Raw genomic sequence first — 25,955 nt, 5'->3', positions numbered from 1 at the left:
GGCGACTGGAAACCGCCGATGTCGCGATCCCGTCACCCGATGAACCCACCAACCCTCGACCCCTGGAGACAGCGATGACCTCAGACCGTCCCACCCGCAAGCCCGCTACTCGGCCGTTCGGGCCGCGCACCTACGAGCAGCCGGACCTGGACAGCGTTCCGCTCAACCCGAAGCGCTGGCGCTACGTGCTCAACCTGATCCTCGCGCGCCATGCCTGGCGGCACAGCACCCGCAACAAGGGCGTCGGCTACGAGACCATCGCCGAGCATGGGCGCCTGATCGTGTGGATGTTCCGCTTCCTGCGCGAGCACCCCAAACGCTATCGACTCGACCCGCGCTCGTTCACCGGCCGCCACGTCGACTGCGTGATGGGCCACTGGGCGCAGGAGGTCAAGGCCGGGCGGTTGAAGCCCTCGACGATCCAGACCTACGCCAGCCAGTTGCGCACCTTCACCGGCTGGATCGGCAAGCCCAGGCTGGTGAAGCCGATGAGCGCGTACTTCGACGACGCGGCGCTGTACGCACGACATCAGAACGCGACCGAGGACAAGGCGTGGCGTGCGAAAGGCGTCGATGTGATGACCGTGGTCGGCGATGTCGAGGGCTACGACCGGTACGCGGCAGCGGCACTGAGACTGATGCACGCCTTCCACCTGCGATTCAAGGAGAGCCTGATGTTCCGGCCGAACAGCGATGTGCTCACCGCGGCGCAGGCGGGCCGAAAGGACGCAGGGGTGGACGCGTACCTGCGGGTTCACCGCGGCACGAAGGGTGGCCGGCCGCGGCTCTTCCCGATCGACAACGACCTGCGGCGCAGCGCGATCGAGTTCGCCCGCCGGGTGGCGCCGGGTCCGAACGACAGCATCGGCGACCCTCGACTGGACCTGAAGCGCGCGATGCGAAGGCTGCGCTACGTGATGGAGCGCTTCGGCATCACCCGGGCCGACCTCGGCGTGACGCCGCACGGGCTGCGGCATCAGGGAGCGGCGACGGACTACGAGGAGTTGACCGGTGAGAAGCCGCCCGTCGCGGGTGGGCGGCCCGTCGCGAAGGAGGTCGATGCGAAGGCTCGGCAGGAGATCGCCCAGCGGCTCGGGCACGGGCGAACGAGGATCGCAGGCATGTACTTGGGTCGGTCAGTTGTCGTGGGCAGCGAGACGACCACGCGCCCCGTTGACCCTGAGGAGACGGAAAGCTCGAACTCGACATGACCCGGTTCCTGTCCACCCGAACGTATGAAGCGAACTCCTGCGTTGCCAATCCGGCCTGGTAACCTGGTCACGAACTGACCGATCAATCGCACCGTCAGCCAGGGATGGACGAGAACGACCACTACTACAACCGGTTCGCTGCGGACTTCTTCAGCTCGACGGTCGGCGTGGACATGACGCCGATCTATCGGGGCTTTCTGGCCGGGCTGCAGCCCCAGGCGCACATCCTCGACGTCGGCTGTGGCTCGGGGCGCGACGCCAAGGCATTCGCGGGCATGGGATACCGCGTCACGGCCTTCGACGCCTCCGAGCAACTGGCCAAGCTGGCCAGCGAGCACTGCGGATTCGAAGTCGCGGTGCGGCGCGTCGAGGACATCGACGAGACGGCGCAGTACGGTAAGCGTCCGGCGAACCCATCTTGACGACGGGAGCTGAGCTCAGGCCGAGGTGGTCGGCTGCCAGTGATGCGGCAATAGCTCAGCGATGCGGTTGGCGGGTTGCGTAGGCAGCCGCTCGAGCACTTCGCGCATGTACGCGTACGGGTCGAGTCCGTTGAGCTTGGCCGAGTGGATCAGGCTCATTACAGCGGCGGCGCGTTTACCCGCGCGCAGGCTGCCGGCGAACAGCCAGTTCTGCCGCCCCAGCGCGATCGGCCGGATGCGGTTCTCCACCCAGTTGTTGTCGATCGGCAGATCGCCGTCATCCAGGAAGCGCGTCAGCGCCACCCAGCGGTTCAGGCTGTAGTCGATCGCCCGGGCTGTGGCCGAGCCGTCCGGGATCTTCTGGCGCTGCTGGCGCATCCACTGGTGCAGTGCATCGGCAACCGGTCGTGATCGTCGTCGCGCATCAAGCCGTGCCTGGCTGTCCGCATCGGCCACCTCGCGCTCCACGTCGTAGAGCTGAACGAAGAACTTCAGCGCCTGCTCGCCCACCTGGCTGCCGTGGTTGACCCACAACTCGTGGAACTTGCGCCGTGCGTGCGCCAGGCACCCCACCTCGGTCACGCCGAGCTCGAAGCAGGCCTTGTAGCCACTGAAGTCGTCGGTGACGAGCTTGCCTTGCCAGCCCGGCTTGTCCTGCGTTCCCGGCAAGCCGAGGAAGCCGCGCACATGCTGGCCGCCGCGGCTCTCAGCGAAGTCGAAGACGACGGCCTTGACCGGGTTGAACGGCGTCGTGCAGTAGCTCCACAGGTAGGCCCGGTGGGTCTTGCCATGACCCGGCTTGAGCATCGCAACAGGCGTCTCGTCGGCGTGCAGCACCGGCTGGCGCAGTAGTTCTGCTGCCAAGGCGTCCACCAGCGGCTGCAACTGCACGCCGCATTCACCGACCCACTGCGCCAGCGTCGAGCGGGCGATCAGGTGCCCAGCACGCTCGAAGATCGCCTCCTGGCGGTACAGCGGCAGGTGGTCCAGGTACTTGGCTACCAGCACCTGGGCCAGTAGGCCCGTGGTCGGCAGACCCTTGTCGATGACGTGCGGCGCCACCGGTGCCTGGGTAATCTTCTCGCAGCACTTGCACACCCACTTGCCGCGGATGTGCCGCTCTACCGTGAACACGCCGGGCTGGTAGTCCAGCTTCTCGGCCACGTCCTCGCCGATGCGCTGCATCGGTGTGCCGCAGCCGCAGGTGGTGTTCTCGGGCTCGTGGCGGATCTCGCGGCGCGGCAGGTTCGCCGGCAGCTTCTCGCGCTTCGGTGTCTGCTTCTGGCCTGCCGCCTTGGTCGAGGGATCCATCGCCTCGATCTCGACAGCCACCGCCGCCAGATCGCTGTCCAGGGTCTCCTCCAGCAGGCTCGTCTGCTGGGCGCTGTAGGCCTCGGACTTGGCGGCGAACTTCAGCCGCTTGAGGATCGCGTTCTCGTGCGTGAGCTTGTCGATGACGACCTGCTTGAACGCGAGCTCGGCGCGTGAGGTCCGCAGCTTCTCGCGCAGTTGCTCAGGTTCCAGCGTGTCGATGTCTTCGGCGATCACGGGGTGTGATAGTGCCCGAGCGCTTGCTACCAGCACCATCGGCAGATGCCGCAATGGACGCGCTACAGCAACGTGATCACACCCGCCTCTCCGATGCGTTGCCAGGGCAGGCCCAGCACCAGCGCATCAAGCTGTGCTCGGCTCAGCGCCAGCGTGCCGCCGACATCCTTGGGCCAGACGAACCGACCGCTGTTCAAGCGCCGGGCCGCCAGCCACACGCCGATGCCGTCATGCACAAGCACCTTCATGCGGTTGGCGCGACGGTTGGCGAACAAGTACGCGTGGTGCGGCCTGGCGGCGCCGAACACCGTGACCACGCGCGCCAGCGCTGCTTCGGTGCCTGCACGCATGTCCAGTGGCTCCACGGCCAGCCACACCGCCTCAACCTTGATCACCGAAGCAACTCGCGCATCCAGCCCGACAGGTCCATCGCCGCGCTCATCGGCCAGCTCAACTTCACCGTGATGCCGCCGCGGCGGAGCTCAATCTCGATGGAGCGTTTGTCCGCCGCCTGATCCGCGGTCGGCGCGACGGCCACTGGCACGAACTGCTGCGACACAGTCACTGCACCTGCCTCGCGTGCCAGCTTGCGCCAGCCGTGCACGATGTTGGCGTTGATCCCGTGCGCAATCGCCACCTTGGCCACCGAAGCGCCCGGCACAGCGCACTCGGCCAGGATCCGCGCCTTCAGCTCTGCGCCGTGGCGCCGGCGCTTGCGACTGTTCTCCGTATCCATCGTGTCCAGCTATTCGTTAACTGGACACGATCGTTATCGCCACGCAGCCTCAGTTCAAGATGGGATCACCGGACGCTTACGCAGTACGACGGCATCTGGTGCTGCGCCAGCCTGCTGCATGTACCGCTCGCGGCGATGCCCGATGCCCTTGCGCGTTTGTGGAACGCGCTGCGCCCAGGCGGCACCCTCTACGTCAGCTTCAAGCACGGCACCGGCGAGCGCCTCCACGGCGAGCGACGGTTCACCGATGCCGATGAGGCCTCGCTCCGCCAGTGGTTCGGCCGCCTGTCCGATGTGCGCCAACTGCCCAAGGGTGCGCCGATGCGCGCTCGCGAATCAGTTCAAGGGCCGACCCGCGGCACTCTCAGTTCTCGTCCTTGAGCTTCACTCCCCGAAATGATTCGCTGAGCTGAAGCGCCGCGCTGCGGCGGTCTCCAAGGTCGACGAGGGAATCGAGGATGCGCAAAAGCTTTCTAGCCAAGCGCTGCGGCATTGGGTGTAGCAGGTCAGCATGCGCTTGAACAAGTCCTGCAATCGACGCTGGTATAAGTGTTCCCTTCCATCCACTGGGAAGATTGCCATCCGCAACTTGGACCAGGACTTGGTCCGCGAATGTCTCTGCTGGGTACGCGCCACCAGCACGCTCGCAAAGAGTCGTGAACTGAGTGGCGACATAGGGATTCCATCCCGCTTTCCCAACGAGCTTGTCGACCAGTGGCATCACCGTCGCCAACTGGCTCCAGTCACCATTCGCAAACCGCGTAGATAGATCTGCCCGCTCGACGTAGACAAACAACAGCGACTTGATCAGGTCCGGCAGGTCAAAGCCGCCAAGGCGCCCGTCGTTGTAGCGAGACCGCCGCAGGTCGCGATGTTGAAGGGTTCGTTCCACCACCATATCGAGCAACTCCAGCGTGGAGCTGCTGACCGTACGCGCATCAATGACTTCGGCGCAAGTTAGCGTGGTCGTGAAAGGCCTGAGCAAGCGCATCGCCGTTTCGTCGGGCTGCTGCAAGATGGGATCAAGCAGTCTTGACCGGACGTCTCTTGCCGGCAGGAATGGCGATACCCGGGCAACAAGCCGGCCCAGCTCACGCTCCCACTCGAAGAGTTCAGTGCTCTCCCGTTCTCGGCTGCGGCGCCCCTCCCTTCGCCAGGCCGGATTGACCGAGTCCAGCGTCCATGAAAGGTAGCCTTCCAGGGCCTCGACGAAGAGGCCTCTTGCCGGGCTTTGCATGATGACGTCGACCGGCGCTCGCTGCAGGACCTTGGCTGCCTGGCCGCTAAGCCAGACGTCGTCCGTTCGATGCCAGCCGTCTTCGTCATCCTCCAGGCCGCGATCCATTTCGGTGCCTTCGGCTGTCTGAGCCCATGCCGGAAGAGGTAGCGTCCAGGCCGGAAGACTGCCGGTGCTTTCGTAATCCCGAACGGTCTGCTCGACAGCCGTGCTGCGTCGCAACCCTTCAGCAGCGTGCCTGACCTCTCTTGGCATGTCATACCGATCGGCAGATCGCTGTGCTTGTGCCAACCGGAGACCCAGGCCAATACCGCACCAAGCCAAGCGATGGTCTCGCTCCCAGCAGTTCGCCAAGCCATCAACTGCTGTCAGGGAAACGACTTCTAGGGGATGCGCGACCAGATTGCAGAGGTTCACACGATCTACCGCGGTAGCACGTCCGCGGCGAACCCGCGCAGCCAAGGCATGTGCAACGAATATCTTGGGATGCCACGGGATTACAGCGTGCGGGAAGTCGTCGTCGCTGGGCCGTTCCTGCTCATCGCTGTACTTGTCGATCGTCGCGTCAGCCCAGGCGTCGCAGTCGCACGACTCTGCGAAACAGAGCACCGCCGCCGCGGTCCCTGAGACCGCGCCATGCGCGATCGAGTTGCCCGGCATCAGGGAGGCGGCAGCACCGGACTCCACAGCCGACAACAATGCGTCTGCACGAGCGACGGCTTCGGCAAGCGTGGACCCCGGCGCCCACTGCCCCGACTCAAAGCACTTCGTCACCCAGAGCCACAGCTCGGCCTCCTGCGTCACCTGAGCGTGGCGTTGGCGCGCCGCCTGGACATCCGGGTCGGCCTGCCGCGGGTTGCGCAGTTCGATCCCAACCACGTCATTCCGGCCGGGGACCTTCGAAGCGGCGTAGTTCTCTGAGCGGCCCCACTCAGCCCATAGTTCGGCGGTGCGTCGCAGTTCGGCGACTCGGCTCTCATCCGCCTGCTCTTCCTCGAACTCGAACTCCAGTGCATCCGGAAACCGTGCGATGGCTGCTCGGCATGCGTCTCGAAGCGCCACATCGTGGCCCAGGACAAACAACGGCACCAGAGAGCGAAGTTCCATGCGGCGCGACTCCAGCGCGCCGGTCTGCGCGACAGCGCTCCTGTGCTCGCTGTCGCCCCCGCGGCCATCGAATCCGATGAGACCGGCCGTTCTGAACTCCGACTCCTTCACCCACCGCTGGACGTCAAGATGCCAAAGCCGCTGGCTGGTGACCAGCGGGAGTGTCGCCGCCGAGACCTCGCTGGCTCGCAGTGTGAGGTGAACCACCAGCCCCAGAGTGGCGACACTCGAGTGACCTTCAAGAACTTGCTGCAGGACTTCGGCTGCCGGTCGGCCTGCGTCGAGTTGATCAAGCGCCCAGCGCTCGAGGGCCATCAGGGCAGCCTCAACGGCCTGTGGCCCTCCGTGGCCACGGAACCATCTGTACTGCAGCGAGGTACCCCAGAACTCCTGTCGCCCCCAAGGAAACTCGAGGGTCAGCGGTATCGGCGTCCCGTTGCCGCGCAGGTGGCGATGCAACTGCCGCCATGCAATTGTTGCGTGGTTGGTCAAGTCACGTACAAGCGCCAGGCCGACTGGGGCGTCTCTGGACAGGAGTGAGTGAAAGGGCTCGCGCAGCGGTGAGGCCGGGAAGTAGCCCTGCTGGTCGCCTCCTGTCGACAGCCGGTCCCAGTCGTGATGCTGGAAGGTGTTCGGCAGCATCGGGCTATCCAAGGCGAGCGAATCCAGCCGCGTCCTCTGCTCGGGCGGTTTGGCCATCAGCTCTTTGCGCCGGCGCCCCTGCTCGCGTGCCTCGTTGCGCCAACGTACCGCCGTGTCGTCTGGCAGTTCTTGCATCAGGTAGCTGCGCGCCACCTGCGCCAGATCTGCTGGGTGCGTTTGCGCGAGCAAGGGCGAGTACCGGTTTAGCTCGACGAAACCCTTATCGCCCCAACGGCGGATCGAAGCCACCTTGGCAAGGTAGGCCGCGACAATGGCCGGGTAGGCGCGCGCAGACCTCAGCACCAAGCCGCGCAGTTCACTTTCAAGATGGGTAGGTACTCGTTCGTGCTCCTGCGCCTCTGGAGCAGTGTCGTTCCGGAGGCGCCAGCGGCGCCCGGACTGATGGTCGTCCTCGATCTTGTGCAACCAGCTTGTACATTGCTGAACGACTCTCTCTGAGATGGGATTCGCATAGTCAGCAGCAAACATCTGCCAAGTCTCGAAGAGCGTCACCACATCGGCAAGGATCTCCTCGGGAATCGAGTCCAGCGTGTCCAATGTCCAATGCAGTAGACGTTGCCATGCAGGAAAGTCGGAGGGCCAGCCCAGCGTGTCGGCCAAGCGAATGCGGGCTGCTGCTTGCAGATCCTGTGCGCCCAGCTGCCCGGACAGCACCAATGGGTTCGGTGTTGTCTTCTCGGCCTGCATCCATACCAGCAGCTTGCCCAACAACCTGTGGTCGTCATCGGACAACGACGCAGCAAAGACGGTTGCGTGCTTGCGGAAGTCCGGACTGAATATCGGCGCCAGGAGCCATGCCCGCAGCCATTGGGGGCGCAACGGCGCGGTCGTGAGAGCCTTCAAGTTGCGAGACCACGCGTCAGGATCCAGATAGGTTGATTGCGACAGTAGTTCCACCACACGACCAAGGGCCGGCGGCTCCCCGGTATCCGTCAACACACGAACCCAGTCGTCGCCCTGATCCAGCAGCAAGTGGTAGACCGACCACTCGAAGAAGATGTCGTGGCTGAACTGAGCCGTGTGACCTACGCGCACCTGTTGGACGAGGCCGTCTTCCTCGAGTGCTGGAAGCACCGCCTGGGTTGCGGCAGTCAAATCTCGGATCCGCAGATTGCGGCCGAGATCGGGAGCACTTCGTTGAGCTAACTCGACGAGCGCAAGTTGTCGGGCAAGCGCCTGCGGCGCTTGTGCGTCGTATCCCCCGCGAGTCCACCATGCGTCGATGAGGCTGACCTCGGTTTGAGGGGCAAACTCTGCGGGATACCCGGCTCTGGAGAAGCCGCGTGCCAGTACTGCAGCGAAGAAGGGCCGTCGCGCCAGTGTCCGGACTCGCTCGTCGCCGCCTGTCAGAAGCGATCGCAGTGCCGGGACTGAAGCGCCCAGCGCCGAAGCCTCTTCGTCAGACAAGTTTCCAACGTCTAAGTATCCGACCCCAGCGCCGGAGAGCAGAGCCGACGGAATCCAGTTGCGCAGCGGTTCAATCCCCGCGTCGCGGGCAGTAGCAACGACGCGCCAGTTGCTGAGTACGGGGTTCTCCAGGATCTGCCCGAGTACGTCTGTGACCACCGCGCGCTGTTCAGGGCTGACGCGATCGAGCCCGTCGATGAACAGCACATCGTGACCAGTAGCGGCAATCTCGACCAGGAGCGGCTCGAGTGCGAGCTGAGAGAGGCCGATCGCACGCGCGTACTCGAGCCAACTGCGCCCCGTCAGCCTGTTTGCCGCCAGCAGCAAGGTTGGCCCGTCGGCGGAATAGTCGGCGAGCAGGCTCCGAAGAAGTACGGTCTTGCCCGTGCCAGGTAGGCCTTTGACGATTGTCAGGCGATGGCTGGCCATCTCGTTGGCGAGAGTGGCCCGCAACTTGTCACGCGCGACATGGACGCCGCCGATGTTGTCGGCCAGTTGGTTCAGCCAGTTTCGTGCGCCTTCCTGGAGCACCTGAAGATCGCCGGCAAGCGCCGGCGTGCCGGCGAAGCGAATACCACCGGTCAGCTGCCGAAGAATCGTTGCGCGGGTAAATTCGGCGCAGCGCCCGGCGCCAGCGCGCGCCAGTTGACGCAGCTGCACCCACAGCTCAGCTGCCCTCCCAGCTTGACCTGGCGCCACCGCTTGCTGCAGCGCGGTGAGCACCTCCGCTTCTACAGACGACCCCTCATGGAGAGCGTCGAACTTGATAAGGACGAGGTGAGCAAACAGGAGATGCAGATCGTCATCGGTGAAAGGCTCCTTCGACATCTCCTGGACGAGAGCCCGAACCGTCTCAACCGCATCTCGCTGGGCTTGCGAAGCGTTGCCTTCGTCCTTGAAGCGCGCAGCAAAGTGAGTGGCAGTCTCACAAGAGCGGGCCAGTTCGCAAACGGTCGTGAAGTTGCGGAACGCATCGTCTGCAATGGTCCCAACCGCAGCGCCTACCCTATCGGCATGTTTTCGGAAGTCGGCCTTCTGCAGCGTGAGCCAGCTACGCTGTATAACCTCCCGGAAGTCCACGTTGCTGGTCGCGCCTGAAATCGTCAATGAGCGCTTCACCTGGAGGGAGACCCTCATCATCGAGCCGTCCCCGAGGGAGAAGGCGTCAACAACAATATCGTCGAGCGGTTCACCGAAGTCGGCTTGCTGCTGCGCGACTCGATGGACGACTCGAGAGGCAAGACCCGGCGCGGTCGTTCCGCATACAAGGGCGGCCAGGTAGCGTGCGGCAACGACGTCCTCAAACGTGAAGCCGGCACCTCCGGTCAATTCTGGTGATGTCATGCCCTAGATGGTAGTGAACACCGCCAGCGGCGCTTACGGACGGTCGAGCGGCTGCATTCTGCAGTTCGATTGGAACTCTAGAGGGGCCGCTTGGTCTTGGGCTCGACAGCGCCAGTGCAGAAACGTAAGCCGTTGGGACGCCGAATCGCCGAATCTCATCTTCGGCAAGTTGAGCTGCGATCCGCTCGGCGTGTCCCGAACGCAAATATTCAAGGTGAAGCGCTCGGCCGTCCCGGCGAACCCTGAGCGCCCGGTGTCGGCAGCCGCCGACGTTCGCTCGCCAGGTCCGAGCGACTGCACGCAGTCTATGGCCATCACTCGAACAGCCCCCCGTTCGTACATTCAGCCTTCCTGTGCGAAGTCCCGGCAGACCGGCGGGCCTTCTGCCCGGACGCGGCGAACCTTTGCTACATCGGATGGTGCTTCGTCTCGCAGCGCTCCAGGAACTCCGCCCACTTTTCCAGCGCCGCTCGCCTCTCCTCAAAGTACGTGTGCCTGTCGTAGATCCCTTCGACACCCGACAACTTGTGATTGAGGCACATCTCCGAGATGTCGCGCGGTACGCCAAGCGCGCGCATGTGCGACTTCACCGTGCTCCGCAGGTCGTGTGGCGTGAAGCGCCGCACGGCGGGCTCCTCGGTCCGCAGCCAGTGGTCGATGGCTTCGCGCAAGGTGTCCTTGTTGAGATGCGTGTCGCCACCGTGGCGCGCGGCACGGCTGCGTGAATGCGCGGGCAGCACGTAGGCCGATTCGCCGGCCAGCGTGCGCAGTTCGTTGAACCAGTCGACGACGACCGGAGCCAGCGGGATGTCCATCGCCGCACCGGTCTTGCTCCTCGGAATGTGCCACTGCGCGCCATCCAGGTCGACGTCCACCCACTTCGCCTGGTAGATCTCGGCGCTGCGCACGGCGGTAGCGAGCAGGACGCGGATGGCCAGCGCATTGCGCCGGCGCAGCTCGGCACCCAGCAGCAACTGGATCTCGTCGCGCGTCAGCATCAACCGCTGTCGCTTCGGCGGGCGCTCACCCAGCAGCGCCGACAACATGATCCCGTGGCACGGGTTCACGTTGATCAGCCGCTTGCCGCAGGCATGCGTGAACAGGCACTTGGTGGTGATCAACAGCATGTTCGACTCGCCCCAGGTCAGACCGCTGGCCTCGATGAGCGCGACCACGTCGGAGGCCTCGATCTCGCGCACCGTCAGCGCGCCGAGCTTCTTCTCCACGCGCTTGAGGTGGCGGCCATAGCTGACCTGCGTGCTGTGCGCGAGGTTCACCAGCTTCTTCGCGCGGTAGTCCTTGGCCAGCTCGCGCACGGTCCAGTCCTTCGCGGCCGTGGCCTTGGCCTTCTGCTTGTCGGCGGCCGGGTTGCGACCCTGCATGATCTCGGCGCGCTTGATGGTGGCAATGCCGCGCGCGTCGGCCAGGCCAATGTCGGGGTAGCGTCCGATGGTCAACTCGCGGCGCCGCCCACCGTGGCTGTAGCGAAGCACCCAGCCCGCCGCGCCGCCGGCCGACAGGGTGAAGGTCAGCCCACCACCGTCAGCCTTCGCCAGCGGCTCGCCCGCCTTGATCCAGTGACGGATCTGAAGGTCCGTCAGCCTGCCCCGCTCTCCTGCCATGCCCAGCTCCTTGGCACCGGATCGCAGCTACCTCTCTAGCTACCATTCCAGCTACCAAATTCTGGTGGGACAGGGTGGGACTTCAAGAGCCCTGGAGAAGCGCTGAAACCCGGAAACGCCAGGATTCACGCGGGTTTGCGGGTGGCAAGTGGGTCGGCAAGAGACGCCGTGAAACCTCACATCAGAACAATGTCGTACTGCTCCGGCGAGGCGAACGGCTCGGCCTTCAGCGAGATCGGCTTGCCGATGAAGTCCGACAGGCCGGCCAGGTGCTGGCTCTCCTCGTCGAGCATCATCTCCACCACCGCCGCGCTGGCGATGACGCGGAACTCCTTCGGGTTGAACTGCCGCGCCTCGCGCAGGATCTCGCGCAGGATGTCGTAGCAGACGCTGCGCGCCGTCTTCACCTGGCCCTTGCCCTCGCACACCGGGCAGGGCTGGCACAGCATGTGGGCGAGCGATTCGCGGGTGCGCTTGCGCGTCATCTCCACCAGCCCCAGCTGCGTGAAGCCGCTGACGGTGATCTTGGTGCGGTCGCGCGAGAGCTGCTTGCGCAGTTCGGCGAGCACCGCGTTCTGGTGCTCCTCGCGCGACATGTCGATGAAGTCGATGATGATGATGCCGCCGAGATTGCGCAGCCGCAGCTGCCGCGCGATGGCCAGCGCCGCCTCGAGGTTGGTCTTGAAGATGGTGTCGTCGAAGTTGCGCGCACCGACGAAGCCGCCGGTGTTGACGTCGATCGTCGTCAACGCCTCGGTCTGGTCGATGATGAGGTAGCCGCCGCTCTTCAGGTCGACACGCCGCGCCAGCGCCTTGGCGACCTCGGCATCGATGTTGAACAGGTCGAAGATCGGCCGCTCGCCCTTGTAGTGCTCGAGCTTGGCCACCGAGCCTGGTGTGAACTCCTCGCCGAAGGCCTTGAGGATGTCGAACTGCATCTTCGAGTCGATGCGGATCGCGCCGGTGGCGTCGTGCGCGAGGTCGCGCAGCACGCGCTCGACCAGGCTCAGGTCCTGGTGCAGCAGCGTGCCCGGCGGCGAGCTGAAGCCGCGCTCGCGCACCACACCCCAGGTCTTGCGCAGGTAGGCGATGTCGTCGGCGAGTTCCTCGTCGCTCGCCTCCTCCGCGTTGGTGCGCAGGATGAAGCCGCCGGTGGGTGAGCCGTCGGTGGTGGCGACCAGCGCCGTCATGCGCGCGCGCAGCTGCTCTCGCAGTTCGTGCGAGCCGATCTTCTGCGAGATGCCGATGTGGTCGTCCTGCGGCAGGAAGACGAGCAGCCGCCCGGCGATGCTGATCTGCGTGGACAGGCGCGCACCCTTGGTGCCGATGGCGTCCTTGATGACCTGCACCATCAACGTCTGCCCCTCGAAGACGAGGCGCTCGATCGGCGTCTGCGCGCCACTGCCGTCGCCGCGCGCTCCGCCGTGCGCGGCTCCGGCAACGTGCACATCTGCCACGTGCAGGAAGGCGGCGCGTTCCTGGCCGATGTCGACGAAGGCCGACTGCATGCCCGGCAGCACGCGTGCGACGCGCCCCGTGTAGATGTTGCCGACCAGCCCGCGCTCGAGCGCGCGTTCGATGTGCAGCTCCTGCACCGCGCCGTTCTCGACGATGGCAACGCGCGTTTCCTGCGGTGCCCAGTTGATCAGGATGTCTTGCATGCGGCGGTACGTCGTGGGCGTGCGTCAGAAGCGCACGCCGGCCTGCCTGAGGAGTTGTGCCGTCTCGAAGAGAGGCAAACCCATGATACCGGAGTAGCTGCCCTCGATCCGGCTGATCCAGGCCGCGATGCCGCTCTGGATCGCGTAGGCACCGGCCTTGCCGAACGGCTCGCCGCCGGCGACGTAGCGCTCGATCTCGCGCGCGGGAATCGCGGCGACATGGACCCGCGAGACGTTCACCGCCAGCCATTCGCGGCGGCCCGATGCCACGGCCACTGCCGTGATCACGCGGTGGGTGCGGCCGGACAAGGCAGCGAGCGTCTCGACCGCGTGCGCGGCGTCGCGCGGCTTGCCGAGGATCCGCCGGCCCAGCGCCACGGTGGTGTCGGAGCAGAGGATGGGTGCCGCCTCGCGCTTCGTCGCAAGCAGTCGGGCGCGCGCCGCATGCAGTTTGGCGCGCGTGACGCGCTCGCAGTAGTCGGCCGGCAGCTCGCCCTCGCGTTCGGCCTCCAGCGCCTCGGCGTCCTCGTGCGGCTGCGGCAGCAGCAGCTCGTGGCGAACGCCGATCTGTTCGAGCAGTTGCCGGCGGCGCGGGCTTTGCGAGGCGAGGTAGATCCAGTCGTGGGCCATCCGCTCACTCGCGGTGATAGGGGTGGTTGACCATGACGGTCCAGGCGCGGTACAGCGCCTCGGCGAGCAGCACGCGCACGAAGGCATGCGGCAGCGTCAGGTCGGACAGGCGCAGCGTCTCGTCGGCGCTGGCCTTCAACTCGGGATGCAGGCCATCGGGCCCGCCGATGAAGATCACCGCGTCGCGGCCGTCGCGCTGCCAGGCCTGCAAGTGCTGGGCGAGCTGCGGCGTCGTCACGCGGTCGCCGCGCTCGTCGAGCACGATGCGCCGCGCCGCTTTCGGCGCCGCGGCCTCGAGTCGTGCGGCCTCCGCCGCCATCAGCTGCTCGGCCGTCTTCGAGCCGCGCGGCTCGGCCTTCACCGCCTTCAGCTCCAGCCGCATCTCCGGCGGGAAGCGCTTGGCGAAGTCGGCGTAGGCCGCATCGGCCCAGGCGGGCTGGCGCTGGCCGACGGCGGCGAGCACCAGCTTCATCGGTGCGGCGTCACGCCTTGCTGCTGCGCCTGGCCGGCGCCTTCTTGGCCGGTGCCTTCTTGGCCGGGGCCCTCTTCGCCGCAACCGGCTTCTTCGCAGCAGGCGCGGCCTTCCTGGCAACCGGCGCCTTGCGCGCCGGTGCAGTTTTCTTCGCGGGCGCAGCCTTCTTCGCCGCAGCGGCCTTGGGCGCGGCCGGCGTCTTCTTCGCCGCGGTGGTCTTGCCCGCCGGTGCCGGCTTCTTCGCAGTGGCCTTCTTCGCCGGGGCGGCCTCTTCCGAGGCCTTCACCAGCTTCACCGGCGTGGTGTCGACCTTCAGCTTGACCGGCTTGCCGCCCCAGATTTCCTCGAGGCGGTAGTAGTCGCGGATGGCCGGCTGCATCACGTGCACGACCGCGCTGCCGCAGTCGACGATGATCCATTCGCCGTTGTCCTCGCCCTCGGTGCGCGGCAGCGGGAAGCCCTTGGTCTTGACCGCGTCGCGCACGCTGGCGGCCAGTGCCTTGGTCTGCCGGTTGCTCGTGCCCGAGGCGACGATGACACGCTCGAACAGTGGCGAGAGGTGCTCGGTGTTGAAGACAACGATGTTCTGTGCCTTCACGTCTTCGAGACCGTCGACGATGGCGCGTTGCAGCTTGCGGATGTCCAGGGTGGGCTCCAGTTCAGCCCCGAGGGGCGTTGTAAAGATGGTTCGCTTCAATATATCGCGCGACGCTGACGGGCACCAGCGAGGCGATGTCCTGCCCGGCAGCGACACGCGCGCGGATGTTGGTGGAGGCAATGTCCAGCATCGCCAGTGGCACGGCGCGGTGGGCGACGGCCTTGACGTCGCCGTGCGGCTCGACCGCCACGCCCGGGCGGTTGGCCACCGCGATCGTCACGCGGCCGAGCAGCTCGCGCCAGTCGCGCCAGGTGTGCAGGCCGGCGTACTGGTCCTGGCCGATGACGAGGAACCACTCGGCGCCGGGCTGCCTTGCCTGCAGCTCGCGCACGGTGTCGAGCGTGTAGCTGGGGCCGCGGCGTTGCACTTCGCAGCGTTCGAGCACGAAGCGCGGCTCCTCGCCCATCGCCAGGCGCACCATGGCCTCGCGGTGTGCGGCCGGGGTGATGACACGCTCCTTCTGCCATGGCTGGCCGGCGGGGATCCAGCGCAGCTCGTCGAGTGCCAGTTCGTGCAGCGCCAGCGTGGCCAGCGCGACGTGGGCGTTGTGCGGCGGGTCGAAGGTGCCGCCGAACAACCCGATCCTGCGCCGAACGTGAATCAAGCCGACGTCCACTCCGCCCAGTCGCGCGGCCGCAGGAAGTCGCTGTACAGCTTCGCCTCCGGCGAGCCCGCCTCGGGGTGCCAGTCGTAGCGCCACTTCACGATCGGCGGCATCGACATCAGGATGCTCTCGGTGCGCCCGCCCGACTGCAGGCCGAACAGCGTGCCGCGGTCGAACACCAGGTTGAACTCGACGTAGCGGCCGCGGCGGTAAGCCTGGAAGTCGCGCTCGCGCTCGCCGTAGGGCGTGTCGCGGCGGCGGCGCACGATCGGCAGGTAGGCATCGAGGAACGCGTCGCCCACCGCCTGCACCATGCCGAGGCTGCGCTCGAAGCCGAGCTCGGAGAAGTCGTCGAAGAACACGCCGCCGATGCCGCGCGGCTCGTTGCGGTGCTTGAGGAAGAAGTACTCGTCGCACCACTGCTTGAAGCGCGGGAACTTGTCTTCGCCGAATGGCGCCAGCGCGTCGCGGTTGACACGGTGGAAATGCGCCGCGTCTTCCTCGAAGCCGTAGTAGGGGGTCAGGTCCATGCCACCGCCGAACCAGGCCACCGGCTCGCGGCCCTCGGGCATGGCCGCGAACATGCGCACGTTCATGTGCACCGTCGGCACGTATGGGTTGCGCGGGTGGAACACCAGCGAGACTCCCAGCGCCTCGAAAGGTGCGCCGGCGAGTTCGGGGCGGTGCGCCGTCGCCGAGGGCGGCATCGCCTTGCCCTTCACATGGCTGAAGTTGCAGCCGCCGCGCTCGAGCAGATGGCCTTCTTCCACCAGCTGCGACAGGCCGTCGCCCTCCAGCCGGCCGCCGGGCTCGCGCTGCCAGCCGTCGCGCATGAAGGTCTTGCCGTCCTCGGCCTGCATCGTGCTGACGATGCGGTCCTGCAGGCCAAGCAGGTAGCTGCGAACGCGGGCGATGTCGGTCATGGCTTGAAGCGGATCGGTGCGGCGAGCTGCGGCCGGCGGCCGGTGCAGGCGTCGAAGCCCTGCGCGATGGCCGCCATGTCCGCGACGGCATCGCCGCTGAGTTGCAGGAAGCGCCGGAAGCCGACCTCGCGGCGCGCATAGTCGAAGAAAACCAGGCCGAGCGGCACCTGCGCCGCCACGGCCACGTGGTAGAAGCCGCTGCGCCAGCCCTCGACGTAGCCGCGCGTGCCCTCAGGGGCGAGTGCGAGCCAGAGGAAGCGGCCGTCGGCACGCGCCTTCTGCAGCGCCTGTGCCATCTCGCCGACGATGCCGCTGGCGTTGCGCCGATCCACCGGCACGCCGCCGATCCAGCGCATCCAGCGGCCGAGCAGCGGCACGCGGAACAGGCTGTCCTTGCCCCAGAAGGTGACCGGCAGGCCGATGCCCCACTTGGCCAGGATGCCGACGACGAAGTCCCAGTTCGAGGTGTGCGGGTAGGCGATCGCCACGCCCTGCGCCGCCGGCAGTCCGTCGAACACAACGCGCCAGCCGGCCAGGCGCAGCAGGGCCTTGGCCAGCCGGCTGCCGCGCAGTTGCACCGGGCGCTGCATCAGCTCGACCGGTGCCGCCACGGCATCAGCGTTTGATGGCGCGAAAGCCGATGTCACTGCGGTACTGCGCGCCGTCGAACTGGATCGGGCGCAGGGCCTCGTAGGCGCGCGCCTGCGCCTGCTTGACCGAATCACCCAGCGCGGTCACGCACAGCACGCGGCCGCCCGAGACGACGAGGTGGCCGTCCTGCAGCGTCGTGCCGGCGTGGAAGATCATCGCGTCGCCCGCCTCGGGCGGGATGTCGGCGATGACGTCGCCCTTGCGCGGCGTCAGCGGGTAGCCATGCGCGGCCATCACCACGCCGAGGGCGACGCGGCGGTCCCAGTCGAGCTCGACCTGGTCCAGCGTGCCGGCGGTGGCGTGCATCAGCACGTCGAACAGGTCGCTCTTGAGCCGCATCATGATCGGCTGCGTCTCCGGGTCGCCCATGCGGCAGTTGAACTCCACCGTGCGCGGCTGGCCTTGCGCGTCGATCATCAGGCCGGCGTAGAGGAAGCCAGTGAAGGGCATGCCGTCGGCGGCCATGCCGGCCAGCGTCGGCAGGATGATCTCGTGCATCACCCGGGCATGCACGTTGGGGGTGACCACCGGCGCGGGCGAGTAGGCACCCATGCCGCCGGTGTTCGGCCCCTGGTCGTGGTCGTGCAGGCGCTTGTGGTCCTGGCTGGTGGCCAGCGGGACGACGTTCTTGCCGTCGGCCAGCACGATGAAGCTGGCTTCCTCGCCCTCGAGGAAATCCTCGATCACCACGCGCGCGCCACCCTGGTTGTGGGTGACGCCCAGCTTGTTGTCCAGCAACATCCAGTCGATCGCCTGGTGCGCCTCGTCCAGCGTGGTTGCCACCACCACGCCCTTGCCGGCGGCCAGGCCATCGGCCTTGATGACGATCGGCGCACCGCGGCCATCCACGTAGGCGTGCGCCGCGGCAGCATCGGAGAAGGTCTCGTAGGCCGCGGTCGGGATGCCGTGGCGCTTCATGAACTCCTTGGCGAAGGCCTTGGAGCTCTCCAGCTGGGCCGCCGCTTTCGTCGGCCCGAAGACACGCAGGCCACGCGCGCGGAAGGTGTCGACGATGCCGCCGGCCAGCGGCGCCTCGGGGCCGACCACCGTCAGCACGATCTTCTCGGCGACGGCGAAGTCGGCCAGTGCGTCGTGGTCGGTGATGGCGACGTTGTGCAGCCGCTTGTCGAGCGCGGTGCCGCCGTTGCCCGGCGCGACGTAGACCGTCTGCATCCTGGGCGACTGCACCAGCTTCCAGGCCAGCGCGTGCTCGCGGCCGCCGCTGCCGATGACGAGAACCTTCATTCTTCGATCTCGGCGTTGTGGAACACGTCCTGCACGTCGTCGAGATCCTCGATGACGTCGAGCAGTTTCTGCATGCGCTGCGCGTCCTCGCCGGCCAGCACGATGCTGTTCTCGGCGCGCATCGTCACCTCGGCGATCTCGGGCTTCAGGCCGGCGGCTTCGAGCGCCGTCTTCACCGCCTCGAAGTCGGCCGGCGCGCACAGCACCTCGATGGAGCCGTCTTCTCCGGTCACCACATCCTCGGCGCCGGCCTCGAGCGCGACTTCCATCACCTTGTCCTCGCTGGTGCCCGGCGCGAACACGAACTGGCCGCAGTGCTTGAACTGGAAGGCCACCGAGCCTTCGGTGCCGAGGTTGCCGCCGTACTTGCTGAAGGCGTGGCGCACTTCGGCCACCGTGCGCACGCGGTTGTCGGTCATGCAGTCGACGATGATCGCCGCGCCGCCGATGCCGTAGCCCTCGTAGCGGATCTCCTCGTAGCTGACACCCTCGAGGTTGCCGGTCGCCTTGTCGATGTTCTTCTTGATCGTGTCGGCCGGCATGTTCGCGGCCTTGGCCTTGTCCACCGCCAGGCGCAGGCGCGGGTTCATGGCCATGTCGCCGCCGCCCTGACGGGCCGCGACCATGATTTCACGGATGATGCGGGTCCAGACCTTGCCGCGCTTCTCGTCCTGGCGGCCCTTGCGATGCTGGATGTTGGCCCACTTGGAATGACCGGCCATAGGTTCCTCTGCGATGGCGCCACTTCGGTCGGTGGCAGCCTGTGTAGTTGGCTAGACTGCGATTTTACGTCCCGCCCCCTGCACCGCCCCGCCACAGGAGCCCACGATGCCCGACCCGATCCTGGTTGCCAAGCACGGCGACATCGAATGCCACCTGCTGCCCGGCCTGGCCAACCGCCACGGCTTGATCACCGGCGCCACCGGCACCGGCAAGACGATCACGCTGCAGACGCTGGCCGAGAACTTCAGCAAGCTCGGCGTGCCGGTGTTCATGGCCGACGTGAAGGGCGACTTGACCGGCATCAGCCAGAAGGGTGCGCTGCCGCCCAAGGTGCAGGCGATCCTGAAGGAACGCGGCCTGCCCGAACCCGAGCCCTTCGTCTGCCCGTCGACGCTGTGGGACGTGTTCGGCGAGCAGGGCCACCCGGTGCGCGCCACCGTCAGCGACATGGGCCCGCTGCTGCTGGCGCGCATGCTGGCGCTCAACGAGACCCAGCAGGGCGTGATGTCGCTGGTCTTCAAGATCGCCGACGACCACGGCATGGCGCTGCTCGACCTGAAGGACCTGCGCGCGATGCTGCAGTACGTGGCCGACAACGCCAGCGAGTTCCAGACCGAGTACGGCAACGTCAGCGCGGCCAGCGTCGGCGCCATCCAGCGCGGCCTGATGCAGATCGACGAACAGGGCGGCGACAGGTTCTTCGGCGAGCCGATGCTCGACATCCAGGACTTCATGCAGACCGAGAGCGGCAAGGGCGTGATCAACATCCTCGCCGCCGACAAGCTGATGAACGCGCCGCGTCTGTACGCGACCTTCCTGCTGTGGATGCTGTCCGAGCTGTTCGAGCAGCTGCCCGAGGTGGGTGATCTGGACAAGCCGAAGCTGGTGTTCTTCTTCGACGAGGCGCACCTGCTGTTCAAGGAGGCGCCGCCGGCGCTGATCGAGCGCATCGAGCTGGTCGTGCGCCTGGTGCGCAGCAAGGGCGTGGGCGTGTACTTCGTGACGCAGAACCCGCTGGACATCCCCGACACCGTGCTGGCCCAGCTCGGCAACCGCGTGCAGCACGCGCTGCGCGCCTTCACGCCTCGCGACCAGAAGGCGGTCAAGGCCGCGGCGACGACGATGCGCGCCAATCCGAAGGTCGACATCGAGACGGCGATCACCGAACTGGCGGTGGGCGAGGCGCTGGTCAGCTTCCTCGACGCCAAGGGCCGGCCGAGCGTCACCGAGCGGGTGTTCGTGATCCCGCCGGGCAGCCAGATCGGGCCGATCACGCCGGAGCAGCGCAAGGCGCTGATCGCCGGCTCGCTGGTGGCCGGCGTGTACGAGAAGACGGTCGACCGCGAGTCGGCCTACGAGAAGCTCAAGGGCCGCGCCGCGCAGAGTGCGGATACGGCCCGCGACATGGCCGCCGAGGCCGAACGCGCCGCGAAGGCGCCGCGCACGCTGCCCGGCCAGGCCTCGCAGCAGGCGCCGCAGGAAGAAGGCGGCGGGCTGCTTGGCGGGCTGAAGGACGTGCTGTTCGGCTCCACCGGCCCGCGCGGCGGCAAGCGCGAGGGCCTGGCCGAATCGGCCGCCCGCTCTGCCATGCGCAGCGTCGGCTCGGCGGTCGGCCGCGAGATCATCCGCGGCGTGCTCGGCGGCATCCTCGGTGGCGGCTCCCGGCGCCGGTAAGCCGCCGCTTCAGGGCAGCGGGCTGGTGCGGAAACCCGGCCGGGCCAGCACGCGCGACACCGCCGTCACGCCGCTGACCAACCCGTTGGCGACGTAGCTGCTCGGCGTGTCCGGCTCGAGCGCTGCGACGGCGAGGTTCGCCAACGGCTGGTCCAGCGGCACGTACCAGCTTCCCGGCACGACATCCAGCAGCGCCGGCACCGTCTCCACCTGCGGCAGCACCGCGCCGGGCGTGTCGGCAACGGCCGAGCGCGAGGTCTCGCGGTAGGCCTCGCCACGCACGACACCGGTGGCCTCGATGCGCTGCACCGCCAGGCCGAGGCCGCGCAGGCGCAGCGCCGCCTCGCGCTCGCCGGCGGCGAGCCAGTAGCCGCACGGGCGGGGTCGGGTCTTCAGCGGCTGCAACTGCAGCGACGACTCCCAGGCCACGCCGATTGACTTGTCGGTGCCGGAGGTGGGGTCGAGCAGGTTCAGCACGTACTCGCTGGCGGTGGGCGCCGCCTCCACCACCACCTCGCCGCTGCACGCCAGCGTGGTGGTCTCGGTCTCGACGAAGCGGCGCAGCCGCGCGAGGTCGTCAGCACGCGCCGCGGTGGTGTTGAGCACGCTGGTCGCGGCGACCAGCTGCGCGTGTACACGGCGCGCCAGATGCGCGCGGCCCAGGCCGACGCCGCGCGTCTCGATCAGCAGGCTGACGGCATGGCGCAACCCGGCAGCGTTGCGCCCGGTGTCCGGCCGCGGGCCGCCCATCGCGACGCGGCGGTCGCCGGGCGCGGTGGCGAGCGTGTGGTACCAATCCACCGTCAGCCCTTCGCGTGCGAGGCTGTCCAGCAGCGGGGGGCGGAACCACTCGTGCGCGGCGCGGGTGACGAACTCGTGCATGTTGGCCGTGGTCGCGTACTGCAGCAGCACGTCGGCACGTGCCACCGCCCCGAAGCGCTCGCGGTAGGGCTCGATCGGCGGGTACTCGTGGGCGTCGACCACCACGGCCGGCTGATAGTCGCGCCACAGCGCGGCGATCGCCTGCGCCTCGGGCGTGCGCAGCTGCAGGTGGTCGCGGTTGGCGTCCAGGCCGCTGGCGGTGGCGCGCCGGCCGTCCTGGGCGCCGTCCGGATTGGCTCGCGGTAGCACGATCACGTTCAGCCGGTCGAGCAAGGGCGCCAGCGGGCCCTGGGCGATCTGGCGTGCCAGCACCAGCAGCGCCTCGGCGCCTGCAGGCTCGTCACCATGTTGCTGACCGATCAGCAACACCGTCGGCCGGCCGGAGGCGTGCAGCTCCGCCGGCGCCAGCTCTGCGGCGCGCGACAGCAGCAGCGCCTCGATCGGCTGGCCCGACTGCGACACACCCGGCACGAGCAGCCTGATGCGCGTTCCTCCGGCAGCCGGCTCCGCCGCCAGCGTGCGCAGCAGCGACTGCAGCTCCGCCTGGCTGGTGAAGCCTGGACGACCGTCGACCAGCGCCGGCGTGACCTCGCGCAGCGGCGGGTCGGGAAAGCGCGCCGCCACGCCGGCAGTCTCGGGCGCACTGGCCGGTGCGGCGGGAACCGCGGCGACCGCAGCCTGCGCTGCCGGTGGTGATACGGGCAGCGCAGCGGCCGGCGGCAGCGCCGGCACGCTGCCGGTGGTCGGGGGAATCGGAGCCGCCGGCCTCGGTCTGGCCGGTGGCGGCGTGGCGCAGCCGACGACAACGCTGCACAACAGCCCGGCGGTCAGCAGCCGCATCGGCAAGCGGTTCGATGGGCCTCGGCCCGGGCGATCACGCAGCGGTCGGAGCATCGGCATTGCGGGGTCGGTCGATCGGTCGGTCGAACGGTCTGCCAGGGGCGGAGCGCGAACTATAGGCCAGGGTCTGCCGGACACCGCACAATCGGGCGTCCTGCCTCCGATTCCGACGCCATGCCACTGCTGAAGACAATCCTCCTCGCCATCGTGCTGCTGGCGCTGGCGGTGGCGCTGGCCGCCCAGTTCGGCCTGCTGCGCGGCCGCATGCCGAACGACCTGGGCGCGCGCGACGGTCGCCTGAAGCCGCCATCGACGTCTCCGAACAGCGTCAGCAGCCAGGCCGGTCTGTACCCCGACAACCCGCAGCGCGCCTACGCGCAGGTGGCGCCCTTCCCGGCCGCCGACGGCGGCCCGCAGACGCTCGAGCGCATACGCCGCATCGTCGAGAGCATGGACGGCGCCAAGGTGGTCAAGAGCGACCCTGGCTACCTCTACGTGCAGTTCACGACACGCTGGATGAAGTTCGTCGACGACTGCGAGTTCTGGTTCGACCCGCGCGCCGGCGTGATCCAGGTGCGCTCGGCGTCACGCATCGGCCGCAAGGACTTCGGCGTCAACCGCGAGCGCATCGAGGCGATCCGCGCGCGGCTGACGGGCGGCTGAGCGCTCGTCCCGTTCGCGCCGCCGTGGCGGCGTTTCGCGCCGCCGGCGCCCCGCCGGTCGCACCGCGGACACCACCGGGGCGCGACCACGCCAGAATGCCGTCCATGCCCCCTGCCCTCGACGCCGTCTCCACGCCCGTCTGGCGCAGCTTCATGCTGCGCGGGCTCAGGGTGATCGGCGTCGGCAGCGGCATCGCGCTGCTGTTCGCACTGATGACGCCGCGCAACCTGGGCGTGTCGCTGGCCTATGCCGTGCCGATCACGTTCGGCTGCTGGTTCTTCATCGACGGCGGCCGGTTGCTGGCAGCGCGCTGGGTGAACCGCAGGCGCGTCGCCGCCGACGCGCACTGGCCCGGCTGGCCCTGGATGGTGCCGGTGCTGCTGCTCGGCACCGTGCTCGGGTACCAGAGCGGCCACACGATCGGCAACCTGATCACGGGCCGCGACGCGCCGGGACTGCTGTTCGAAGGTCCGGTGCGCGCCGCGTCGCTGGTGTTCTTCTCGCTCGTGCCCGGCGTGATCGCCACCTGGTTCTTCTACACGCGCGGCCGACTCGCCGCCACCGAGGCACGCGCGCAGCAGGCGCAGCGCCAGGCCACCGAGGCGCAGCTCCGGTTGCTGGAGGCGCAGCTCGAGCCGCACATGCTGTTCAACACGCTGGCCAACCTGCGCGTGCTGATCGCGCTCGACCCGCCGCGCGCGCAGGCGATGCTCGACCAGTTGATCGCCTTCCTGCGCGCCACGCTGAGTGCCTCGCGGGTCGGCCGGCATGCGCTGTCCGCCGAGTTCGCCCGGCTGGCCGACTACCTCGCGCTGATGCAGGTTCGCATGGGCGAGCGGCTGCACACGCGGCTGGACCTGCCCGACGAGCTGGCCAGCCTGCCGGTGCCGCCGCTGCTGCTGCAGCCGCTGGTGGAGAACAGCATCCGTCACGGGCTCGAGCCGAAGATCGCCGGCGGCCGCATCGAGATCACTGCCGAGCGTTGCGATGACACGCTGGTGCTGCGCGTGCGCGACACCGGCAACGGGCTGGCAAAGCCCGCCGCCGACGGCACCCGATTCGGGCTGCAGCAGGTGCGCGAGCGCCTGGCCACGCTCTACGGCGAACGTGGCACGCTGACGCTCGAACCGGCCGATGACGCCGACGGCGGCACGCTGGCCGTCATCCGACTGCCGATCGCACCATGAACAACACCACCACGGCCCTGATTGCCGAAGACGAAACCTTGCTCGCCGAGCACCTGCGCGCCGAACTGGCGCGCCTGTGGCCGGAACTCGAGGTGGTGGCGCAGGCGCCGCACGGTGCCGCGGCGGTGGAACAGGCGCTGGCGCTGCGGCCGGACATTGTCTTCCTCGACATCCGCATGCCCGGCATGGGCGGCCTCGAGGCGGCGCAGGCCATCGGCGAAGACTGGCCCGAGGGCAGCCCGCCACCGCTGCTGGTCTTCGTCACCGCCTACGACCAGTACGCGCTGCAGGCGTTCGAGCAGGCCGCCGTCGACTACCTGCTCAAGCCGGTGCAGCCGGAGCGCCTGGCACAGACCTGCGCCCGCCTGCGTGCCGCCCTGGCACAGCGCTCGTCGCCGGCCGGCAGCGAGGGTGTCGAACACGCGCTCGCCCAGCTGCGCACGCTGCTGGCGGCGCCAGGGCTGGGCGCGGCGGCAGGCTCGCCGTCACGGCTGAGCGTGATCCAGGCGGGCAACGGCTCGGCCATCCACCTGGTGCCCATCGCCGAGGTGATCTACTTCGAGGCGGCCGACAAGTACGTGCGCGTCATCACCGCTGAGCGCGAGCACCTGATCCGCACCTCGTTGCGCGAGTTGCTCCCGCAGCTCGATCCGGATCGATTCTGGCAAGTGCACCGCGGCACCGTGGTGAGGGCGGACGCGATTGCCACCGCACTGCGCGACGAGGCCGGCAAGATCACGCTGACGCTGCGCGGCCACGCCGAGCGGCTGACCGTCAGCCGCCTCTACGCCAGCCGCTTCAAGCCGATGTGACGGCCGCGGGGCGGGCTCAATGCCTCAGTGCGTGAGTTCGCACTGCGCAACAGCGCTGCGAACCATCGCATCCATCATCTGCTGCAGCGTTCGGCCCGGGCCGGCGAGGCGGGCGGCCACGTCGTCGAAGCCTGCGTCGTGCAGCGCCGGAGCGTCGTCCGGCGCTGCGGCGAGGTGCGTGTTGCGCGGCCGGTAGGGCCACATGACATCGGGGGACGGCGAGTGGCGGTTCATGTGGCGTTGCTCCCGAGGGCCACCTGGGCAATCTCCGGCGGGCTCAACACGACCAGGGCAGTGACGGCCAGCGTGGCCAGCATCACCGCACCGACGACGCCGATGGCCAGCTGGCGGCGGCGCCGCGCCTTGGCTTCGGCCACGTATGACTCGTAGTGCTTCATGCGGGTTCTCCTTCGCGGGCATCGGTGCAGGCTGCGCCGATGCCTTGAATCTAGGAGAACCCCCGCTCGCGCGCATCGCTCGTTGGGGGGAAGGGATTGGAGAGAGTTCTCGAATCCCTTCGTTTCGAACCCGCCTGGATGTCAGTGGCGACCCTTGCGATCGTCGCGACGATCCTGCCAGTTCGGGATGCCGTCGCGGTCACGGTCCCAGTGCTGCTGGCGGTTGTCGTAGCGGTCGTAGCGGTTCGGGATGCCGTCACGGTCGCGGTCGCCCCAACCCTGCTGGCGGTGGCCGTAGTAGCCCGGACCGTAGACCACCGGCACCGGCTGGCGGACCACCACCGGCGCGGGGTAGACCACGCGCGGCACCGGACGGTAGACGACCGGGGGCGGTGCATAGACCACCGGCGGCGGCGCGTACACCACCGGCGGGGGCGAATAGATCACCGGAGCGGGCGCGTAGACCGGGCCTTGCGGCACGTTGGAGATGACCGTGCCGATCGGCGGCAGGTTGATGCCGATCGACCAGTGGACGTCGCCGGCCCGAGCGGTGCCTGCGGCCAGCAGCGTGGCTGCGGTGGCGAAGGCGGCAATCAGGGTCTTGTTCATGCGATTCTCCTTGGACGGCACGCAGT

Annotated in this window: 25 protein-coding genes; 7 read left to right on the top strand and 18 right to left on the bottom strand. The window is 67.9% G+C overall.

Annotated elements, in window-relative coordinates; all coding sequences use genetic code 11:
• Together AAG801_RS02155 and AAG801_RS02150 are read left to right on the top strand one after the other, a co-directional pair.
• Positions 1-1,211, top strand: a 1,211-nt coding sequence (locus tag AAG801_RS02155) for an integrase domain-containing protein (protein WP_341886963.1), incomplete at its 5' end; no start/stop codon positions are given.
• A gap of 104 nt (positions 1,212-1,315) precedes the next feature.
• Entirely contained in the window at positions 1,316-1,633 is a 318-nt protein-coding gene (locus AAG801_RS02150) for a methyltransferase domain-containing protein (RefSeq protein ID WP_341886962.1), read from the top strand.
• A 15-nt stretch (positions 1,634-1,648) separates the two neighbouring features.
• Here AAG801_RS02150 and AAG801_RS02145 read toward each other — a convergent pair whose 3' ends face one another.
• Genes AAG801_RS02145 through AAG801_RS02135 form a run of 3 tightly spaced genes read right to left on the bottom strand, consistent with a single transcriptional unit; the run spans position 1,649 to position 3,917 of the window.
• Positions 1,649-3,220, bottom strand: coding sequence for an IS66 family transposase (locus tag AAG801_RS02145; protein ID WP_341886961.1), 1,572 nt, complete (start codon positions 3,218-3,220; stop codon positions 1,649-1,651).
• A gap of 23 nt (positions 3,221-3,243) precedes the next feature.
• Positions 3,244-3,576 carry an IS66 family insertion sequence element accessory protein TnpB gene (gene tnpB, locus AAG801_RS02140; protein WP_341886960.1) on the bottom strand — a complete coding sequence of 111 codons (333 nt, stop codon included), beginning with the start codon at positions 3,574-3,576 and terminating at the stop codon, positions 3,244-3,246.
• Entirely contained in the window at positions 3,573-3,917 is a 345-nt protein-coding gene (locus AAG801_RS02135; protein ID WP_341886959.1) for a transposase, read from the bottom strand. Before AAG801_RS02135 ends, tnpB begins: the two co-directional genes overlap by 4 nt.
• 135 nt (positions 3,918-4,052) lie before the next feature.
• Between AAG801_RS02135 and AAG801_RS02130 the strand changes: the two genes are divergently transcribed.
• Positions 4,053-4,298, top strand: coding sequence for a hypothetical protein (locus AAG801_RS02130; protein ID WP_341886958.1), 246 nt, complete (start codon positions 4,053-4,055; stop codon positions 4,296-4,298).
• Here AAG801_RS02130 and AAG801_RS02125 read toward each other — a convergent pair.
• The 11 genes from AAG801_RS02125 to AAG801_RS02075 form a co-directional block, all read right to left on the bottom strand.
• Positions 4,282-9,675 carry an AAA family ATPase gene (locus tag AAG801_RS02125; protein WP_341886957.1) on the bottom strand — a complete coding sequence of 1,798 codons (5,394 nt, stop codon included), beginning with the start codon at positions 9,673-9,675 and terminating at the stop codon, positions 4,282-4,284. The two genes, AAG801_RS02130 and AAG801_RS02125, sit on opposite strands and share 17 nt — an antisense overlap.
• Before the next feature lie 407 nt (positions 9,676-10,082).
• On the bottom strand, positions 10,083-11,297 hold the full coding sequence (locus AAG801_RS02120; RefSeq protein WP_341886956.1) for an integrase arm-type DNA-binding domain-containing protein: 1,215 nt from the start codon (positions 11,295-11,297) through the stop codon (positions 10,083-10,085).
• A gap of 176 nt (positions 11,298-11,473) precedes the next feature.
• Positions 11,474-12,958, bottom strand: coding sequence for a ribonuclease G (rng, locus tag AAG801_RS02115; RefSeq protein WP_341886955.1), 1,485 nt, complete (start codon positions 12,956-12,958; stop codon positions 11,474-11,476).
• A 24-nt stretch (positions 12,959-12,982) separates the two neighbouring features.
• Positions 12,983-13,588, bottom strand: a complete 606-nt coding sequence (locus AAG801_RS02110) for a Maf family protein (RefSeq protein ID WP_341886954.1) — start codon at positions 13,586-13,588, stop codon at positions 12,983-12,985.
• Positions 13,589-13,592: 4 nt separating this feature from the next.
• Positions 13,593-14,060: a 23S rRNA (pseudouridine(1915)-N(3))-methyltransferase RlmH gene (gene rlmH / locus AAG801_RS02105; protein WP_341886953.1), complete on the bottom strand. Its 468-nt coding sequence runs from the start codon at positions 14,058-14,060 to the stop codon at positions 13,593-13,595.
• A 10-nt stretch (positions 14,061-14,070) separates the two neighbouring features.
• Positions 14,071-14,757 (bottom strand): ribosome silencing factor, encoded by a 687-nt coding sequence (rsfS, locus tag AAG801_RS02100; RefSeq protein ID WP_341886952.1) that lies wholly within the window; start codon positions 14,755-14,757, stop codon positions 14,071-14,073.
• Positions 14,720-15,322 carry a nicotinate-nucleotide adenylyltransferase gene (nadD, locus tag AAG801_RS02095; RefSeq protein ID WP_341886951.1) on the bottom strand — a complete coding sequence of 201 codons (603 nt, stop codon included), beginning with the start codon at positions 15,320-15,322 and terminating at the stop codon, positions 14,720-14,722. The genes rsfS and nadD overlap by 38 nt, the downstream gene beginning before the upstream one ends.
• The gene (gene hemF / locus AAG801_RS02090; RefSeq protein WP_341886950.1) at positions 15,319-16,245 is read right to left on the bottom strand and encodes an oxygen-dependent coproporphyrinogen oxidase; all 927 of its coding nucleotides are present in this window, start codon (positions 16,243-16,245) and stop codon (positions 15,319-15,321) included. The genes nadD and hemF overlap by 4 nt, the downstream gene beginning before the upstream one ends.
• Entirely contained in the window at positions 16,242-16,856 is a 615-nt protein-coding gene (locus AAG801_RS02085) for a 1-acyl-sn-glycerol-3-phosphate acyltransferase (protein ID WP_341886949.1), read from the bottom strand. Before AAG801_RS02085 ends, hemF begins: the two co-directional genes overlap by 4 nt.
• A 4-nt stretch (positions 16,857-16,860) precedes the next feature.
• The gene (gene purD / locus AAG801_RS02080) at positions 16,861-18,141 is read right to left on the bottom strand and encodes a phosphoribosylamine--glycine ligase (RefSeq protein WP_341886948.1); all 1,281 of its coding nucleotides are present in this window, start codon (positions 18,139-18,141) and stop codon (positions 16,861-16,863) included.
• Complete coding sequence (locus AAG801_RS02075; RefSeq protein WP_341886947.1) at positions 18,138-18,863, bottom strand: YebC/PmpR family DNA-binding transcriptional regulator; 726 nt, start codon at positions 18,861-18,863, stop codon at positions 18,138-18,140. Before AAG801_RS02075 ends, purD begins: the two co-directional genes overlap by 4 nt.
• 106 nt (positions 18,864-18,969) lie before the next feature.
• On the opposite strand from AAG801_RS02075, the gene AAG801_RS02070 reads away from it, so the two are divergent.
• Complete coding sequence (locus AAG801_RS02070) at positions 18,970-20,538, top strand: helicase HerA-like C-terminal domain-containing protein (protein ID WP_341886946.1); 1,569 nt, start codon at positions 18,970-18,972, stop codon at positions 20,536-20,538.
• Positions 20,539-20,547: 9 nt separating this feature from the next.
• Here AAG801_RS02070 and AAG801_RS02065 read toward each other — a convergent pair whose 3' ends face one another.
• Positions 20,548-22,260 carry a M14 family metallocarboxypeptidase gene (locus AAG801_RS02065; protein WP_341886945.1) on the bottom strand — a complete coding sequence of 571 codons (1,713 nt, stop codon included), beginning with the start codon at positions 22,258-22,260 and terminating at the stop codon, positions 20,548-20,550.
• A gap of 174 nt (positions 22,261-22,434) precedes the next feature.
• Between AAG801_RS02065 and AAG801_RS02060 the strand changes: the two genes are divergently transcribed.
• From AAG801_RS02060 to AAG801_RS02050, 3 genes are all read left to right on the top strand, one after another.
• Positions 22,435-22,923: a DUF1499 domain-containing protein gene (locus tag AAG801_RS02060; RefSeq protein ID WP_341886944.1), complete on the top strand. Its 489-nt coding sequence runs from the start codon at positions 22,435-22,437 to the stop codon at positions 22,921-22,923.
• Positions 22,924-23,027: 104 nt separating this feature from the next.
• Entirely contained in the window at positions 23,028-24,110 is a 1,083-nt protein-coding gene (locus tag AAG801_RS02055) for a histidine kinase (RefSeq protein ID WP_341886943.1), read from the top strand.
• Positions 24,107-24,922 (top strand): LytTR family DNA-binding domain-containing protein, encoded by an 816-nt coding sequence (locus AAG801_RS02050; RefSeq protein WP_341886942.1) that lies wholly within the window; start codon positions 24,107-24,109, stop codon positions 24,920-24,922. Before AAG801_RS02055 ends, AAG801_RS02050 begins: the two co-directional genes overlap by 4 nt.
• A 24-nt stretch (positions 24,923-24,946) precedes the next feature.
• Here AAG801_RS02050 and AAG801_RS02045 read toward each other — a convergent pair whose 3' ends face one another.
• From AAG801_RS02045 to AAG801_RS02035, 3 genes are all read right to left on the bottom strand, one after another.
• Entirely contained in the window at positions 24,947-25,156 is a 210-nt protein-coding gene (locus AAG801_RS02045; RefSeq protein ID WP_341886941.1) for a hypothetical protein, read from the bottom strand.
• The gene (locus AAG801_RS02040) at positions 25,153-25,320 is read right to left on the bottom strand and encodes a hypothetical protein (protein ID WP_341886940.1); all 168 of its coding nucleotides are present in this window, start codon (positions 25,318-25,320) and stop codon (positions 25,153-25,155) included. The genes AAG801_RS02045 and AAG801_RS02040 overlap by 4 nt, the downstream gene beginning before the upstream one ends.
• Positions 25,321-25,461: 141 nt before the next feature.
• On the bottom strand, positions 25,462-25,929 hold the full coding sequence (locus AAG801_RS02035) for a hypothetical protein (RefSeq protein WP_341886939.1): 468 nt from the start codon (positions 25,927-25,929) through the stop codon (positions 25,462-25,464).
• Positions 25,930-25,955: the final 26 nt, after the last annotated feature.

It is taken from the genome of Variovorax sp. YR752 (assembly GCF_943372545.1).
This window is presented reverse-complemented; position numbering and strand designations above follow the sequence as displayed.

What these genes read in the sequence shown, in the direction of transcription:
- AAG801_RS02130 (WP_341886958.1), top strand. Translation starts at nt 4,053, where the DNA reads ATGCCCGATGCCCTTGCGCGTTTGTGGAACGCGCTGCGCCCAGGCGGC.
- rlmH (WP_341886953.1), bottom strand. Translation starts at nt 14,060, where the DNA reads ATGAAGCTGGTGCTCGCCGCCGTCGGCCAGCGCCAGCCCGCCTGGGCC.
- AAG801_RS02065 (WP_341886945.1), bottom strand. Translation starts at nt 22,260, where the DNA reads ATGCGGCTGCTGACCGCCGGGCTGTTGTGCAGCGTTGTCGTCGGCTGC.
- AAG801_RS02120 (WP_341886956.1), bottom strand. Translation starts at nt 11,297, where the DNA reads ATGGCAGGAGAGCGGGGCAGGCTGACGGACCTTCAGATCCGTCACTGG.
- AAG801_RS02110 (WP_341886954.1), bottom strand. Translation starts at nt 13,588, where the DNA reads ATGGCCCACGACTGGATCTACCTCGCCTCGCAAAGCCCGCGCCGCCGG.
- AAG801_RS02045 (WP_341886941.1), bottom strand. Translation starts at nt 25,156, where the DNA reads ATGAACCGCCACTCGCCGTCCCCCGATGTCATGTGGCCCTACCGGCCG.
- AAG801_RS02035 (WP_341886939.1), bottom strand. Translation starts at nt 25,929, where the DNA reads ATGAACAAGACCCTGATTGCCGCCTTCGCCACCGCAGCCACGCTGCTG.
- AAG801_RS02055 (WP_341886943.1), top strand. Translation starts at nt 23,028, where the DNA reads ATGCCCCCTGCCCTCGACGCCGTCTCCACGCCCGTCTGGCGCAGCTTC.
- AAG801_RS02070 (WP_341886946.1), top strand. Translation starts at nt 18,970, where the DNA reads ATGCCCGACCCGATCCTGGTTGCCAAGCACGGCGACATCGAATGCCAC.
- AAG801_RS02145 (WP_341886961.1), bottom strand. Translation starts at nt 3,220, where the DNA reads ATGGTGCTGGTAGCAAGCGCTCGGGCACTATCACACCCCGTGATCGCC.
- AAG801_RS02040 (WP_341886940.1), bottom strand. Translation starts at nt 25,320, where the DNA reads ATGAAGCACTACGAGTCATACGTGGCCGAAGCCAAGGCGCGGCGCCGC.
- rng (WP_341886955.1), bottom strand. Translation starts at nt 12,958, where the DNA reads ATGCAAGACATCCTGATCAACTGGGCACCGCAGGAAACGCGCGTTGCC.
- AAG801_RS02125 (WP_341886957.1), bottom strand. Translation starts at nt 9,675, where the DNA reads ATGACATCACCAGAATTGACCGGAGGTGCCGGCTTCACGTTTGAGGAC.
- purD (WP_341886948.1), bottom strand. Translation starts at nt 18,141, where the DNA reads ATGAAGGTTCTCGTCATCGGCAGCGGCGGCCGCGAGCACGCGCTGGCC.
- AAG801_RS02135 (WP_341886959.1), bottom strand. Translation starts at nt 3,917, where the DNA reads ATGGATACGGAGAACAGTCGCAAGCGCCGGCGCCACGGCGCAGAGCTG.
- AAG801_RS02150 (WP_341886962.1), top strand. Translation starts at nt 1,316, where the DNA reads ATGGACGAGAACGACCACTACTACAACCGGTTCGCTGCGGACTTCTTC.
- hemF (WP_341886950.1), bottom strand. Translation starts at nt 16,245, where the DNA reads ATGACCGACATCGCCCGCGTTCGCAGCTACCTGCTTGGCCTGCAGGAC.
- AAG801_RS02075 (WP_341886947.1), bottom strand. Translation starts at nt 18,863, where the DNA reads ATGGCCGGTCATTCCAAGTGGGCCAACATCCAGCATCGCAAGGGCCGC.
- AAG801_RS02050 (WP_341886942.1), top strand. Translation starts at nt 24,107, where the DNA reads ATGAACAACACCACCACGGCCCTGATTGCCGAAGACGAAACCTTGCTC.
- AAG801_RS02060 (WP_341886944.1), top strand. Translation starts at nt 22,435, where the DNA reads ATGCCACTGCTGAAGACAATCCTCCTCGCCATCGTGCTGCTGGCGCTG.